The 14442-nt window shown below is 62.6% G+C and carries 10 protein-coding genes and 2 pseudogenes; 6 read left to right on the forward strand and 6 right to left on the reverse strand.

The features are described from left to right. Positions 1–18: 18 nt before the first annotated feature. Genes QU606_RS15545 through fabI form a run of 5 tightly spaced genes read left to right on the forward strand, consistent with a single transcriptional unit; the run spans position 19 to position 4035 of the window. Complete coding sequence (locus QU606_RS15545) at positions 19–273, forward strand: acyl carrier protein (protein ID WP_024074749.1); 255 nt, start codon at positions 19–21, stop codon at positions 271–273. Further along, the gene (locus QU606_RS15550; RefSeq protein ID WP_304998546.1) at positions 273–1481 is read left to right on the forward strand and encodes a beta-ketoacyl synthase; all 1209 of its coding nucleotides are present in this window, start codon (positions 273–275) and stop codon (positions 1479–1481) included. Before QU606_RS15545 ends, QU606_RS15550 begins: the two co-directional genes overlap by 1 nt. Further along, positions 1478–2512: a hypothetical protein gene (locus QU606_RS15555; RefSeq protein ID WP_304998548.1), complete on the forward strand. Its 1035-nt coding sequence runs from the start codon at positions 1478–1480 to the stop codon at positions 2510–2512. The genes QU606_RS15550 and QU606_RS15555 overlap by 4 nt, the downstream gene beginning before the upstream one ends. Then, positions 2509–3213: a 1-acyl-sn-glycerol-3-phosphate acyltransferase gene (locus tag QU606_RS15560; RefSeq protein ID WP_024074752.1), complete on the forward strand. Its 705-nt coding sequence runs from the start codon at positions 2509–2511 to the stop codon at positions 3211–3213. The genes QU606_RS15555 and QU606_RS15560 overlap by 4 nt, the downstream gene beginning before the upstream one ends. Positions 3214–3249: 36 nt before the next feature. Next, entirely contained in the window at positions 3250–4035 is a 786-nt protein-coding gene (gene fabI / locus QU606_RS15565; protein ID WP_277378337.1) for an enoyl-ACP reductase FabI, read from the forward strand. Between the two features lie 141 nt (positions 4036–4176). Here the strand turns inward: fabI and QU606_RS15570 are convergent, their stop codons facing one another. The 6 genes and pseudogenes from QU606_RS15570 to QU606_RS15590 all read right to left on the reverse strand — a co-directional run bounded on the left by QU606_RS15570 (position 4177) and on the right by QU606_RS15590 (position 11733). Beyond that, positions 4177–6585, reverse strand: coding sequence for a glucose/quinate/shikimate family membrane-bound PQQ-dependent dehydrogenase (locus QU606_RS15570; protein WP_024074754.1), 2409 nt, complete (start codon positions 6583–6585; stop codon positions 4177–4179). A 209-nt stretch (positions 6586–6794) separates the two neighbouring features. Then, positions 6795–7682, reverse strand: coding sequence for a proline iminopeptidase-family hydrolase (locus tag QU606_RS15575; protein ID WP_150055789.1), 888 nt, complete (start codon positions 7680–7682; stop codon positions 6795–6797). Between the two features lie 81 nt (positions 7683–7763). Then, on the reverse strand, positions 7764–8522 hold the full coding sequence (locus tag QU606_RS15580) for an autoinducer binding domain-containing protein (protein WP_024074756.1): 759 nt from the start codon (positions 8520–8522) through the stop codon (positions 7764–7766). 234 nt (positions 8523–8756) lie between these two features. Further along, positions 8757–9293: pseudogene (locus QU606_RS33010) on the reverse strand (methyl-accepting chemotaxis protein); the annotation flags it as partial. Between the two features lie 327 nt (positions 9294–9620). Continuing rightward, positions 9621–10700: pseudogene (locus tag QU606_RS33015) on the reverse strand (cache domain-containing protein); the annotation flags it as partial. A gap of 142 nt (positions 10701–10842) precedes the next feature. Then, a complete protein-coding gene (locus QU606_RS15590; protein WP_069075729.1) occupies positions 10843–11733 on the reverse strand; it encodes a bestrophin family protein in 891 nt (296 codons plus the stop codon). Positions 11734–12041: 308 nt separating this feature from the next. Here QU606_RS15590 and QU606_RS15595 point away from each other — a divergent pair, with 308 nt between their 5' ends. Next, on the forward strand, positions 12042–14168 hold the full coding sequence (locus QU606_RS15595; RefSeq protein ID WP_304998551.1) for a TonB-dependent siderophore receptor: 2127 nt from the start codon (positions 12042–12044) through the stop codon (positions 14166–14168). Positions 14169–14442: the final 274 nt, after the last annotated feature.

Below are 14442 nucleotides of genomic sequence, written 5' to 3' on the forward strand. Positions count from 1 at the left end.
TATTTAAAAGGAGCGTTTATGAACACTGTGCATGAAGCAAAAATCAAGCAGATCGTCGCCAAGGTATTGGGGGTCAATGCCGAGGAGATTCGCAACCACGAAAACTTTGTCGAGGCGTATGGTGCCGATTCAATGTCAGGCATAGAAATCCTGGCGGGGATCGAGGGGGCTTTCCAGGTGCGCGTCGATGAAGCCTATCTGCCGCAGATCATCAGTGTGGATTCCATTCTCGGGTTTATCCACGAGACCTTGCCTGCGGCCGAGTGTGCATGATGAGCGCCGACAAGGGCAGGAGGGTGGTGGTCACGGGGCTGGGGCCGGTCAGTCCGATCGGCATCGGCAAAGCCGCGTTTTTCCAGGCGTTGAAAGCCGGGGTCAATGGCTCGGCGCCGCTTTGCAAAATCGACACCGACCGGTTCGAGCGCAAATACGGCTGTGAAGTGAAAGCGCCGGTCGGCCCCTTGATCCCGAATTTTGCCGCCTTCGCGCACGCCGGGGCTGCCAGCCATTTTGCCCTTGCCGCCACTGAACTGGCGCTGGCCGACGCGGGTATCGAGCGCGCCGCAATTCGCGGCCAGCGCGTCAATTGTTATTTCGGCACCACCTATGGCGAGTCTGATCGGATCGACAGCATGGTGACGGCCATGGCCGACCCCCAGTCGGACCCACAGCCGTCAGTCGACCCGGTGTTTGCCTCTGAAATCAGCCGTGATGTGCTCAGGTCAATCGGTTCGACCGGTGAGTCACTCACCATCGGCAACGCCTGCTCGGCCAGCAACACCGCGCTGATCTTTGGCTACGAGGCTATCCAGGCCGGGGACTGCGATATTGCCGTGTGCGGTGGCAGTGACGCGGTCTACAAGGCCACCTTCGCCACCTTCCATCGCTTGGGCAGCATGACCGACAAAGACTGCACGCCGTTCAATACCGCGCGTAAAGGCGTGCTGACCGCCGAAGGTGGCAGTGCCCTGGTGCTTGAGGATTACGAGCGGGCGCTGCGTCGGGGCGCGCCGATCTATGGGGAAGTGCTGGGGTTTTCGATGAACTGCGATGCCGACCATATGGTCAGGCTCAATCACCAGCGTGTCGGCGAGTGTCTGCAGGCGGCGCTGGCCAAGGCGGCAGTGGCGCCGGCTGAGGTGGGGTATATCTGTGCCCACGGCACTGGCACCGTGGCCAATGACAGCAACGAATATCAGGCCATCGAAGCGGTCTTCGGCGCGTCGCCGCCGCCGGTGAGTTCGATCAAGTCCATGATGGGCCACAGCATGGGCGCCGCGGCCGGCTTTGGCGCGATTGCCTGCATGCTGGCGCTGAGCGAGGGGCTGCCGCCGACGATCAATGTCACCGAGCAGGACCCGCACATCCCTCTTGATGTGGTTGCCCAGGGGTTCCGGGCGGGCAAGGTCGATGTGGTGGTCAACAACGCTTTCGCTTTTGGCGGGAATAATTCAATTCTGGTATTCGGTAATTTGAAATGACGGGCGACGCTATCGTTGGATTGATCCTGTGTGATTGGGTCATGTTGCAAATGCCCGGTGAGTTCGAGCACGGCGGCGTCGAATTGAACCGGGGCACCCGGCCTGCGTGGGACTTGGCCGCTGGCGAGCTGGTAGGCGGGCGTGAGCTGAAGAACTTCGACCGCCAAGCCTTGTTGCTGCTGGCGGCGATGGCGTTGGTCAACGATGACAACCACGGTGACGCCCTGGTGCGCTCGGCCCTTATCGGTGCGACGGCCAATGGCTCCATCGACAGCGTCATTCAGTTGATCAAGGAATCCAACGACAACCGCTTTGCCTTTCAGGTCAACCCGGCGCAGATCCCCAATACCGTGATCAATTCGTCGTTGGGTCAATTGGCGATCAAATACGGCATCAAGGGCGCGAACGTCTCGTTGTGCGCAAAGGAGCTGAGTTTCTACAGCGCCTTGGTTCAAGCCTTGAGGATTGCCCGGCGCGGCGACTCGCAGCGTCTCTACGCCACGGCGCTGGAAACCTTCAGCGGTGAGTTTGGCAAGCGCTACCTGCGCGCGATTGAACGGCCCGCCGAAGAACGGCCGGACACCGCGGCGGTGTTCAGCTTCGAGGCCGGTACCGACACGCAGGCGCCCGGGCTCGTCGTGCGGGCTTGTGTCACCGGGCGACTGCTCGCCGCCGACCCGGCCAGCCTGGGCGAGCTGATACGTGGGTGTCTGGCAGGGCAGGGCGTTGAACCGGCGGAGTGGCGCGTGAGCCTGGCCGCACCGGATGCCTGGCCGGCGACCTGCGTGGCGTTGAGCGACGCCCTGGGTATGCCGGTCGACAGGCTGGACCGGGCCAAGGCGCTGAGTTTGTCCCTGGTCGGCGCCTATCAATTGGCGCACCTGGCCAAAAGCATTCCGGCGCAAGGCGGTGGGGTGATGGCCTGTGTGGATGAAGAAGGTTTTTATGGCGTTGCACTGATTCAGCGTAACGCTTTTCAAGCGGCTGCGTTAACCGCGCCCAATCATTCGAGTCAAGCGGGTAGCTTATGATTGCGTTAGCCAGGGGGCTGTTGGTGTTGGTGTTGATCGTGTTGAGCTTTCCGTTCCTGTGCCTCTACATGTTGATCAACCCCTCGAAGAATAGAAACCTCTACGTGGCCTGTCGGGCCTACGCGGTGATCAATAAGATCTTCTCGGTGCGCGTGGATGTACGTGGTTTTGACAGCATCCCCACGACGCGTCCGTATATCTACGTGGCCAACCACCAATGCAACTATGACGTGTTGATCGTGGCGCAGGCGCTCAACCCCGGCACCGTGATCGTGGGTAAGAAATCCCTCAAGTGGTTGCCGCTGGTAGGGCAGTTGTATTGGCTGACCGGCAGCCTGTTCATTGATCGCAACAGCCCACGGGCGTCCATCCAGAGTTTGCGCAAGATCGCCAAGCGGGTTGTGGCCGACAATACATCGCTGTGGATCTTCCCCGAAGGCACGCGAAACCATGGCGGCCAGATGCTGCCGTTCAAGACCGGGGCCTTTCGGATTGCCAAGGATATGGGGGTGGGGATCATTCCCGTCACGATCAGCCCGGCGGTCAACCATATTGCCTACAACGCCTTGCGCAGTACCCACGTGAGCATCGTCGCCCACCCACCCATCGAAGCCGATGAGGTGGCGGCGATGAGCGCCAAGCAGCTGGCCAATCACGCCCGCGAGATTATCAACAACGCGCTGCCTGTGGTTCAGCCATAGCGAGCCGCGGTCGTATCGCACAGCAAGGAGCACACAATGGGGTTTCTCACGGGTAAGCGCGTGCTGATCGTTGGCGTGGCCAGCCGCTTGTCGATTGCGTCAGGCATTGCCCAAGCGATGCATCGCGAGGGCGCCGAGCTGGCGTTCACGTATCAGAATGAAAAGTTCAAGGGGCGCGTGCAGGCGCTCGCCGCGCAATGGGGCACCGACGCGGCCCTGTGCGTGCCCTGCGATGTGGCGAGCGATGATGAAATTGCGCAGGTGTTCGAGCATTTGCGCCAACACTGGGACGCGCTCGATTGCATCGTGCATTGCGTGGGCTTCGCGCCGCTTGAGCAACTTGACGGTGACTTCACCGAGGTCACTACCCGCGAAGGGTTTCGCAGTGCCCACGATATCAGTGCGTACAGCCTGGTGGCATTGGCTAAAGCCGGGCGTGCAATGATGCGCGGCCGCCAGGGTAATGTGCTGACGCTGTCTTATCTGGGGGCTGAGCGCACGATGCCAAACTACAACGTCATGGGCATGGCCAAGGCCAGCCTGGAGGCTGGCGTGCGCTACCTGGCCAGCAGCCTGGGGGCCGAAGGTACCCGCGTGAATGCCATCTCGGCGGGACCGATCCGTACCCTGGCCGCGTCGGGCATCAAGAACTTCCGTGCCATGCTGAGCACCAGCGAAGCCCAGGCGCCGTTGCGGCGCAATGTCACCATCGACGAGGTCGGCAACGCTGGCGCCTTCCTGTGCTCCGACCTGGCGTCCGGCATCAGCGGTGAAATCCTGTATGTGGACGCTGGCTTCAACACCACCGCCATGGGCGGGTGAAGCGAGTCAGGACGTCGCCTTGACCTGCGGCCCGAGTCTCAGGCCCGGCAGCAGGCGCCCAAGCCGGGGCTCGGGTCAGCCTGCGGTCATGGAGGCTTGCCGGCGGACAGCGCGGTGCCTGGGCACCGCGCCAGGGGCGGGTTAGGGCAGGGCGTAGGCGATCACATAGTCGCCACGGTCGGTGGACTGGCGTGCGCCGCCGGCGGTGATCACGATGTATTGCTTGCCGGTTTTTGGCGAGACATAGGTCATCGGGCCGCCCTGGCTGCCGACCGGGAGGCGGGCTTTCCAGATTTCATCACCGTTGCCGCTGTTGAATGCGCGCAGGTAGAAGTCCTGGGTACCGGCGATAAAGATCAGGCCTCCCTGGGTCGACAAGGTGCCGCCGAGGGTCGGCAGGCCGATCTTGATCGGCATGTGCATGCGAATGCCCAGGGGGCCGGTGTCTTCAACGGTGCCGACCGGCACTTGCCAGGCGATCTTCTGGGTCTTCATGTCGATGGCGGTCAGGGTGCCGAACGGCGGCGCCTGGCATGGGATGCCGGCCACCGACAGGAAGCGGTTTTTGTTCACCGCATACGGCGTGCCCTTGAGCGGCACGGCGCCCATGCCGGTGTTCAGCGCTTCGCCACCGGAGGTGGCCTGGGCCTTGTTCTGTGACGGCACCATCTGGATCCACAGGCCCAGGCGCATGTCGTTGACGAAGATAAAGCCATGGACCGGGTCGGTGGAAAGGCTGCCCCAGTTCATGCCGCCCAGGGAGCCCGGAAAACTCAGGGATTTATCCGTGCCTGGCGCGGTGTACAGGCCGTCGTAGCGCATGCCCTTGAAGTCGATGCGGCACAGCAGTTGGTCAAACGGGGTGGCCCCCCACATGTCCGACTCGGTCAGGGTTTGCGCGCCGATCTGCGGCATGCCCAGCGACTTGGGCTGGGTCAGCGCGTACGGTTCGTTGGGGATATTGGCGGCCTTGACCGGTACTTCTTTCACCTCGGTCAGCGGTTGGCCGGTGGCGCGGTCGAGGACATAGATCTGCCCGGCCTTGGTGCCAATCACCACCGCCGGTACCGCCTTGTCGCTGCCGGGCGGGGTGAAGTCGATCAGGCTCGGTTGCATCGGCAGGTCGAAGTCCCACAGGTCGTTGTGGACGGTCTGGTAGACCCACTTTTCCTCGCCGGTGGAGGCGTCCAGCGCCAGCACGGAGGCACCGTATCTGTGGTTGAGTGGGGTGCGTTCCACGCCGTAGAGGTCGGTGGACGAACTGCCCATCGGCAAGAACACGGTATTCATCAATGGGTCGTAGGACATTGGTGCCCAGCTGTTCGGCGTGCTGCGCACATAGGTGCTGCCCGCTGCCGGGGCGTTTTTGTCCTGCGGGTTGCCGGGGTCGAAGGCCCAGCGCATGTGCCCGCTGATCACATCGAAACCACGGATCACACCGCCGGGCATGTCGGTCTGCACGTTATCGGCGACGCGGCCGCCCACCACCACGGTGGTGCCGGCGATCAACGGCGCCGAGGACAGTTGGTAGTAGCTGTCCGGCACATTGCCCAGGCCGGCTTTCAAGTCCACCTGGCCGTGGTTGCCGAAGTCTTCACAGAACTTGCCGGTGTCGGCATCGACAGCAATCAGGCGCGCATCAATGGTGTTGGTCAGCAAGCGTCGCTGGCATTGCGCACCCACCGCCACGCTGGCGGCCAGGATCGGCGAGCTGTGCGGCTGGGTCGGTTGGGCGATGGGCGCAGTGGCGTCAAAGTACGCCATGCCACGGCAACGCTGCCACACCGCCGATTTGGCGTTGATCTGGTTTTTCCACAGTTCTTTGCCGGTGTCGGCATCCAGGGCGATCAGGTTGTTGTGCGGGGTGCAGATAAACACCTTGTTGCCGATCTGCAGGGGCGTCAGTTGGTCTTCGGCGCCGTTGCCGTCACTGATGGCGATGTCGCCGGTGTGGTAGGTCCACGCCACTTTGAGTTTGTCGATGTTGTCGCGATTGATCTGGTCCAGCGCGGCGAAGCGGCTGCCGCCCTCGGTGTTGCCGTAGTGCGCCCAGTCTTTCTGTGCATCGGCCGGGTTGACCGGGGTGACGCCAGGGCCTGCACCGGTCGGCGCGACGCTGGGGTGCGCGACAAACATATTGCCTGCCGCCACTGCCACACCCACGGCCAACAGCGCAGCGACGCCATACGCGCCGCGTGCCGGTTTGCCGGCCAGCAGCGGGTAGACCAGCGCCACCACCACACCGATCACCGCAAACATGAACAGCCGCGAGAACAGTGGCCAGTACACCAGCCCCACATCCGCCACCGCCCATATGGCGGTGCCGACCAGGAAGGCGGCAAACAGCCAGGCACCCGCCGGTTTACGTGCGGCAATCAACAGGCCGGCAATCGCCATGGCCACGCCGCCGCTGAGGAAATACCAGGAACCGCCCAGGCTGACCAGTTTGACGCCACCGACAGCCAGGGCCGCGCCGAGCAAGGCGATGATCACGCCCAGGCCCAGCAGGAAGATTCTAGAGACGCCAGCGGCGCGCGATGCTCGTTTCATATCGACAAGACTCGAAGGTGAGAGGGCAAAGGCGTGATTTTAGCAACATAAGTAACCGGTTAGTACATTGTGCGCTGCAATATACTTTTACATGTAGGCGAACCCTGTGGGACAGGTGCCGGGTTTTCCGCGCGACCGCGATAGGTGGCGCACGCAATAACGCGGTCGCCGCCTTCGCGGGTTATCAGCGCTGTGCTCGCCTGGCCGCGCTACCGCTGCTGCTCAAGAAACCCAGCCACACAGGCCATGCATGCCTCACGCTCTTCGACATGGGGCATGTGGCTGGACTGCTCGAATATCTGCCACTGCACATTGGCGATCCCGTCGGCAAATGGCTGCACCGTCGCGGGTGTCGCTTCATCGAAGCGTCCGGATATCAGCAGCGTGGGCACCTGGATGGACGCCAGGCGTTCGATGATGCTCCAGGTGCGCAGGCTGCCGATCACGTGAAACTCGGTGGGGCCGTTCATGGCGTGATAGACGGTGGGGTCTGCATCGATGGCCGCGAAGGTGCGCGCCACCTCGGCGGGCATCGGTTGGATGCGGCACACATGGCGCGCGTAGAACACATCGGAGGCGGCGCGGTACTCGGCGCTGTCGGTGGTGCCCGCGTCTTCGTGCCGTTGCAGGGTGGCTTGCACCTCGGCGGGCAGGGCCTGGCGCAGTTCCTTTGCCGCTTGGCACCACAGCGCCATGGACGCCGGGGAGTTGGCAATGATCAGCGCCTTGAGGCCAACCGGTTGGCGCACCGCATGCTCGGCACCGAGCATGCCGCCCCAGGATTGGCCCAGCAGGGCGTAGTCACGAATGCCCAGGTGGGCGATCAGGTTGTTTAGTTCAGCCAGGAACAGTTCCACCGTCCAGAAATCGCTGGGCGCTTCGGGCAAGTGGGTCGAGCGGCCGTTGCCCAATTGGTCGTAGTGCACCACGGCGCGGCCGGTGGCGGCCAGGTCCTTGAAACTGTCGACATAGTCATGGGTACAGCCGGGGCCGCCGTGGGCAATGATCAAGGGCAGTCGCCCTGAGTTCAAATCCCCCGTGACCCGGAACCACGTCCGATGCTCACGGAAATCGGCATAACCTTCGCGTACTTGCATGCTGTGTACCTCCTTGGGGTTCAGTGAGGTACAGGCTAGTCAAAACGGTGGGTCAGGTGCACTGGCAAAAATGATAGGTTCTCAGACTTCGACCAGGCGGTAATGCAGCCCGCGCGCCACGGCTTCGACGCGATTGCGCGCGCCCAGCTTGCGCGCGGCGGCAACCAGGTGCAGGTTGACCGTGGCTTCGGAGCGGTGGAGGGTGGCGGCTATGCCTTTGGCCGACAGCCCCTTGGCCGAGTGTTGCAGGCACTCGCGTTCGCGGCGCGTGAGATGAATGTGGGTGCAGCAGCGTTCCGCCGGCGCCAGCAACTCACTGGCGCGGGCCTGGAACGTATGGGCCAGTACCAGCATCTCGCCGAGGTTGCGCTGGGCGTGTTGCTCGGCCTCCGCCGGGGCGCCGTCGACAAAGGCGGTCAGCGTGGCAAAGCCGCCATCGGGCAAGTGCAGCGGCACGGTCAGGCCGGTGCTCAGGCCATAGTCACAAATGTAGTGGGCCACCGGACGGTGGGCTTCGGTGAGGGCACCGTTCCAGTGAGTGTCGGTGCTGAACGACCAGGCGAACGGCGTAGTCCGTCGCGCTGCGCATTGCTGCACCGGGTCGATCTGGTAATAGCCGCGTTCGCACCACTGCGCATGCATATCGCCCGGGGCATTCAACGCCTTGAATACCGACGGCGTGATCAGTGCGCCTTCATGGCTGACGGGGACTGGCGCGTAATCATAGATCAGCGTCTTGAACCCCAGCGGGTTGATGACTTGCAGGACATGGGCCAGGCACGCGTCAAGGCTGCTCAAGGGGGCGAGTTGCTCGCTGAATGTCATCAGGTCGGTATGCATGGCGCCTCCGGGCGGTGGGATGCTTGTTGTTGCAAGCAAACACTCTGCCAACGGCGAGGCGGGGCGCTTTTCACGCTGTGGGTGGCTGGCTTGCGCCATAGGCGTGGGTATTGTCGGAGGGTGGGATCAATGGCAGGCGTGCATGCGCGATGATGGTGCGCGGGGCGTCTTGCTGCCGCTTCATATGACTGCGGCCGGCTGGCGCGCCCGGCAAGGGCGCGCCGTTGCGGCAGGCTAGAACTTGAACCGCCCCACCAACCCCTTGAGCTGACCCGAAATATCCGTCAGCCGGCCGGACCCGGTCTGCGCCGAGTGGGCAAAGCCTTCCACCAGTTGCGCATCGGCATGGATCTGCGCGATGTGGCGGTTGATCTCCTCGGCCACCTGGTGCTGTTCCTCGGCCGCTGTAGCGATCTGGGTGTTCTGGTCGCGAATCGAGTCCACCGAGCCGAGGATCTTGTCGAAACTGTCGCGGGCCTGCTGGATACGTTCCACGCTGGTGTGCGACACCTGCAAGCTGCCTTGCATCTGCGCCGTCACTTCCTGGGTGCGACGGGCGAGGTTGCCCAGCAGGCTGTCGATCTCGCCGGTGGAGTCGGCGGTGCGTCGCGCCAGGGCGCGTACTTCGTCGGCCACCACGGCGAAACCACGGCCCTGGTCGCCGGCGCGCGCGGCTTCGATGGCGGCGTTGAGGGCCAGCAGGTTGGTTTGTTCGGCAATCGAACGGATGGTGTCGAGGATGGTGTTGATGTTCTGGCTGTCCTGCTCCAGCAACTGCATGGTCTGGGTCGACTTTTGCAGGTCTTCGCTGAGCTTGAGCACGCTGCCGGTGGCCTCGCCGATGTGTTGCTGGCCGTCGTGCACGTCACGGTAGCCTTCGTCGGCACTGGCGGCGGCGGCGCTGCAAGAGCGCGCGACTTCGTTGGACGTGGCCACCATTTCGTTGAACGCGGTGCTCACCAGCTCTACGGCTTCACGTTGGCGGCCGGCGGCCTGGTTCATATTGTTGGCGACTTCGCTGGTGTCGGCGGCGGCGGTTTGCAGGTCGGAAGAGGCGTTGCCGATGCGCTGCACCAGTTGCGCGATCATGCTCAGGAACTGGTTGAACCAGCCGGCCAGGCTGGCGGTTTCATCCTTGCCTTGTACCTTGAGTTGGCGCGTCAGGTCGCCTTCACCTTCGGCGATTTCTTGCAGGCCGTCGGCGACCCCGCGAATCGGGCGCACGATCACACTGGCGAAGCTGGCGCCGACAATCGCGAAGATCACGGCCAAGGCCGCGGCAATGGCGACGATCAGCCAGGTCAGGCGCGTGGCGCCGGCCATCACTTCATCACGCTTGATCAAGCCGATAAAGCGCCAGCCCAGGTCTTTGGAGCTGACCACGTTGGCCATGTAGGGCACGCCGTCGATCTCGACCTGGGTTACGCCGTCGCCGCGCTTGGCCAGTTCGGCGTAGCTGGGGCCGAGGTCGGCCAGGGGCTTGAAGTTGTGCTTGGCGTCGCTGGGGTCTACCAGCACGTTGCCGTTGGCTTCCACCAGCATCAGGTAGCCGCTGTCGCCCAGCTTGATGTTGCGCACCAGCTCGGTCAGTTGCTTGAGCGACACGTCCAACCCGACCACACCGAGGATGTTACCGGTGGCGTCGGCGACGGTATGTACGGTGCCGATCAGCACCACGTCGTCCGGGGCCCAGTAATAAGCGCCCGTGCGCACGGTGGTGCCTGGCGCGGCGATGGCGGCCTTGTACCAGGGGCGCACGCGCGGGTCGTAGTTGTTCAGCTTGGTGTCGTCAGGCCAGCTGGCGTAGCCGCCGTCGCTCAGGCCCAGGGACAGGTAGGCGGTGCTGGGATGGCTCTTGGCGAACTGGTCGAAAATCGCCAGCAGTTCTTTATTGGTCGGTGTCAGCGGGATTTGCGCGGCGTCGGCGCCCGCGTAGCTCTTGAGGTCCTTGGCCGCGACAACGCGCGGGTCCTTGGCCACAAAGTCGACGTTCTGGCTGATGCCGTCGAAAAACTGCTTCATGCCATTGTCGATCTGGCGGATTTCTCGGCCACTGCTGTCGAGGAAATTGGCCTGGGCCCCCTCGCGCACATTCAGTACAACCAGCACGGCCACCAGGACAACCGGCAGGCACGCGATGGCCGCAAACGCCCAGGTCAGCTTCTGCTTGATATTCATGACTTCTCCCGCGGGTATTTATAGTTTTGGCAAGGAAAAACGGTAGCGGTGAACGTCGCATGTGTTGTTATGAGGGGTGCGGCCCATGCGTACTCCCTCTCTATCGGCCGTGGGAGCACGCACTTTAGGGCGTAGGGGAGGCTTAGCCGATGCGATCGCCACCGAGGGCATCGCGCTGCATCGATTGCAGGTTTCTCTCGATGGTTTCGCAGATGGTTTCCATCTGGATCTGATGCTCACTGGAATGAAACGGGCTTTGCAGGTCGGTGCCGATGCGTTCGATGGCCAGCAGCATAAAACCCACCACGGTGGACGCCAGCGGCGTGAACCAACCCAGGGATTCCACCAGGCCCACCGGCACGATCAGGCAGAACAGCGAGATGAACAGGCGTGGGAAATACACGTAAGGGTAGGGCAGCGGCGTGTTGGCGATACGCTCCATGCCGCCCTGGGCGTTGGACAAGTCCACCAGGGTCGACTCCAACCGCGCCAAGCGAATGCTGTCCAGGTGCCCGGCCTTGTATTCCTTGGCCAGCAGGGCGGCCGAGCCGGTGAGGATGTCGTTGGCGAAGTTGTTGGTGGCGCCATTGCGGGCGAACTCCTCTGACGGGATAAACGCACGCACCTCGTCCGGGCACGGCAGGCCCTTGAGATGGGCAGCCAGGCAATTCACATAGGCCACATGGCGGCGTAGCAGGGTGGCCTTGACCGGGTTCACCTCGCCCTCCGGGTCATCCAGCAGGGTCAACACCTGCCGCGCAAAGCTGCGCGAATTGTTGACCATCGCCCCCCACAGCGTGCGGGCTTCCCACCAGCGGTTGTAGGCGCTGCTGTTGCGAAAACTGATCAGCACCACCAGGGCTGAGCCGAGCAGCGTCAGGGGCATCAGCGGCAGGTTGATCTTGGCGGTCAGGAACAGCATGAAATCCACGGTGACGGCGACGTCCCAGAGCAACAGCCAAAACAATGACCAGCCCACGTAGCCCATGGTCTTGATGACCAGGCGGTATTTCTTGGCGATAGCGGCTTTCAAACGAGGACCTCGCGGCGGCGGTAGGCAACAGTGCCTTAGCTCCGACGTCGCTGGGTGGGGAAGGTTCGCCTGTGGAAGTGAAACGTTTAAGTCGTGGCGGCGGGGTTCGGCCTCTCGGCCTGGAGCTTTGGCACACCGTCCCTCCCACATTTGCCTCGCGTCAAACTTCCTACGTATCGATACAAAACGGTTACCTGAAAAATAGTGAATGAGAACAGATATCAAACGCGAATGACTTGGTATACCATTCGTGCGAATTTTTGGCAGGTTTGCCGCCCCTTCTGGCTCATTCACTAGGTTCAACATCCATGCGTCGTACCCTGATTTCCCTCTGTGTGCTTCAGGCGTTTTCCCCTTTTACCTGGGCAGAGGTGGCCTCTGCCGACAAGGCCAGTCTTGAGCTGCAAGCCATCGATGTCACGGGGGAGGCGGATTACGAGACAGCTCAAGGGCCGGTCAAGGGATACCACGCCACACGTTCGGCGAGTGCGACGCGCACCGACACCTCGATTCATGAAACGCCGCAGTCCATCAGCGTGGTGTCCAAGGATGTGGTCGAAGACATCGGTGCCACCCGGTTGCAGGACGCACTGGACTACGCCGGCGGCGTAGGCCGCGCCAACAACTTCGGCGGGCAGGGGCTCACGACGTTCACCGTGCGCGGCTTTACCACCGGCGAGTTCTACCGCAACGGTTTCCCGATCAACCGCGGCTACCCGAACATGCCGGACGCCAACACCATCGAGCGCCTCGAAGTGCTGCGCGGCCCGGCAACCATGCTGTATGGCCGTGGCGATCCCGGCGGCACCTTCAACGTGGTTTCCAAGCAACCGCTGGCCGAGCGCACCGTGACCCTCGGCAGCCAGTTGGATGACCGCGGCATGCAGCGCGGCACCCTGGATGCTTCGGGCCCGCTGGATGAGGAGGGGCGCCTGGCCTATCGCCTGAACGTGGTGGGCGAGGGCGGGGATACCTTCCGTGATCATGTCGAAACCGAACGCTATGGCGTGACGCCGGTGATCACCTGGCAGGCCAGCGATGACACCAAGGTGATCTTCGAAGGCGACTTCATGCGCAACAACCACCCGCTGGACCGTGGCCTGACGCGCTACCCCAATCAAAAAGGCACGGCCTCGCGCGACACCTTCTGGGGTGAAAAAGACGCCGGCAAACTGCACAACGACAACAGCATGGCCCAGTTGCGTTTCGAGCACCGGCTCAACGACAGCTGGACCCTGGGCGGTGGTTTCCAGTGGCTCGACGGCACCTTGCAAGGCAATGCTGTTGAAGCCAACAGCCTCGCCGCTGACGGCCGCACCCTGAGCCGCAACTTCAACTACCGCAAACTGGAGTGGACCGATAAAGACACCCAGCTCAACCTCACCGGCCATTTCTCCGCGGGCGGTTTTGATCACACCTTGCTCACCGGCGTCGAGTTCGAAGACTACGACTACAAGTCGATTATCCAGCGTTCCAGCGGCGCGGCGGGTAGCTACCCCATCGACATCTTCAACCCGGTCTATGGCCAGGCGCGCCCGGCCCTCACGCGCACGCCGACCCACGACAAGGAAAACCTCAAGACCTACGCGACGTTTGTGCAGGATCAAGTGGCGCTGACCGAACGCTTGAAGGTGCTGGCCGGTGCACGTTTCGAGCGTTTTGAGCATGACTACACCACCTATGTGCCGGGCGGTAAAAGTTGGCAGGCCGACGACAATGCAGTCACCCCACGCATGGGCGTGATCTATGACCTCACCGACACCGTCGCGGTCTACGCCGACGCCGCTCGCTCGTTCAAGCCCAACACGGGGGCCAGCCGCGAGGGCGGTGGGTTTGCGCCGGAGAAGGGCAAGTCGTACGAGATGGGCATCAAGTGGGAAGCCCTGGACCGTCAACTCAGCGTCGACGCAGCGATCTACCAGATCGAGAAGAAAAACGTGCTCACCACCGACCCTTTCGACTCAACCTTCAGCGTGGCCGCCGGTCAGGTGCGCAGCCGTGGTTTCGATCTGAACGTGGCGGGCAATATCACCCCCGCGTGGCGTGTGATCGGTGGCTATGCCTACGTGGACGCCGAAGTGACCAAGGACAACACCCTGCGCACCGGTACGCGTTTGCTGAACATCCCGCGCAACAGCTTCAGCCTGCTCAACGTCTACGAATTCCAGGACGGCGCCCTCAAGGGCCTGGGCCTGGGCGCGGGTGGCAAGTATGTGGATGAGCGGGCCGGGCAAACCTCCAACAGCGCCTTCTCGATGGACGCCTACACCGTGGTCGACCTGCTCGGCTACTACAAGGTCAATGACAAGGTGCGGCTGAACCTGGACGTGAAGAACCTGTTCAACCGCGACTATGAAGAGGGGGCGTTTGGCAACGTCTACGCCTACCCAGGCGAACCGCGCACGGTGCAGGTGGGCATCGCCTACACGCTCTAACGGCGTGCACCGTTTCAATGTGGGAGGGGGCAAGCCCTAATGCCTGTCAGTTAAGGCTTTTTTGTAGGAGCGAGCTTGCTCGCGAAAAACGTCAACGATAACGCGTGTCTCCTGAATGAACGCGGCGCCTGTGAGTTTTTCGCGAGCAAGCTCGCTCCTACAAAAGGCGATGTACGCTTAACTGAACGGCATTAGGGCAAGCCCGCTCGCCACAACAAGCCCGCTCGCCACAGCTACAGTGTTCCCCCCCTGAACCGACTGGCATTAGGGCTTG

The sequence above is a fragment of the Pseudomonas sp. OVF7 genome (genome assembly GCF_030644265.1).
Lineage (GTDB): Bacteria > Pseudomonadota > Gammaproteobacteria > Pseudomonadales > Pseudomonadaceae > Aquipseudomonas > Aquipseudomonas gorinensis.

Bases quoted from the DNA above. Each gene is read 5' to 3' on its own strand.
- QU606_RS15545 (WP_024074749.1), top strand. From the start codon at position 19: ATGAACACTGTGCATGAAGCAAAAATCAAGCAGATCGTCGCCAAGGTA.
- QU606_RS15550 (WP_304998546.1), top strand. From the start codon at position 273: ATGAGCGCCGACAAGGGCAGGAGGGTGGTGGTCACGGGGCTGGGGCCG.
- QU606_RS15555 (WP_304998548.1), top strand. From the start codon at position 1,478: ATGACGGGCGACGCTATCGTTGGATTGATCCTGTGTGATTGGGTCATG.
- QU606_RS15560 (WP_024074752.1), top strand. From the start codon at position 2,509: ATGATTGCGTTAGCCAGGGGGCTGTTGGTGTTGGTGTTGATCGTGTTG.
- fabI (WP_277378337.1), top strand. From the start codon at position 3,250: ATGGGGTTTCTCACGGGTAAGCGCGTGCTGATCGTTGGCGTGGCCAGC.
- QU606_RS15570 (WP_024074754.1), bottom strand. From the start codon at position 6,585: ATGAAACGAGCATCGCGCGCCGCTGGCGTCTCTAGAATCTTCCTGCTG.
- QU606_RS15575 (WP_150055789.1), bottom strand. From the start codon at position 7,682: ATGCAAGTACGCGAAGGTTATGCCGATTTCCGTGAGCATCGGACGTGG.
- QU606_RS15580 (WP_024074756.1), bottom strand. From the start codon at position 8,522: ATGCATACCGACCTGATGACATTCAGCGAGCAACTCGCCCCCTTGAGC.
- QU606_RS15595 (WP_304998551.1), top strand. From the start codon at position 12,042: ATGCGTCGTACCCTGATTTCCCTCTGTGTGCTTCAGGCGTTTTCCCCT.